The 274-nt window shown below is 54.7% G+C and carries 1 protein-coding gene; it reads left to right on the forward strand.

Going from position 1 to position 274, the window contains the following annotated elements; genetic code table 11:
* On the forward strand, window positions 1–274 hold a 274-nt coding region (locus RVY79_RS19605; RefSeq protein ID WP_317466245.1), incomplete at both ends, for a hypothetical protein.

The following is a 274-nucleotide window of genomic DNA, read 5'->3' on the forward strand; positions in this document are numbered from 1 at the left end:
TTTGGATGGGCTGCACTTACGGCGCTACCACGACGTGTATGACGCGGAAATGGCACGGCATCCTGAACCGGAGGAGGATGATTTCTTTGCTGACGCAGCTCGACATGAGGCGGCTGCGCTGGAAGCGGAAGGCATCTTCCCCCAAAGTACTTTTTCCGCAGATGTGCTTTCCCGGTTCCGGTCACAAAGCTTGGAGCAAGCCCTCGAGAATAATCGCGACTGGTTCGGCGGGTTCGAGCTTGGAGCCCCGAACTTTAATTTGAACCATTTTTTC

It is taken from the genome of Chromohalobacter sp. HP20-39, assembly GCF_033052815.1.
Lineage (GTDB): Bacteria > Pseudomonadota > Gammaproteobacteria > Pseudomonadales > Halomonadaceae > Chromohalobacter.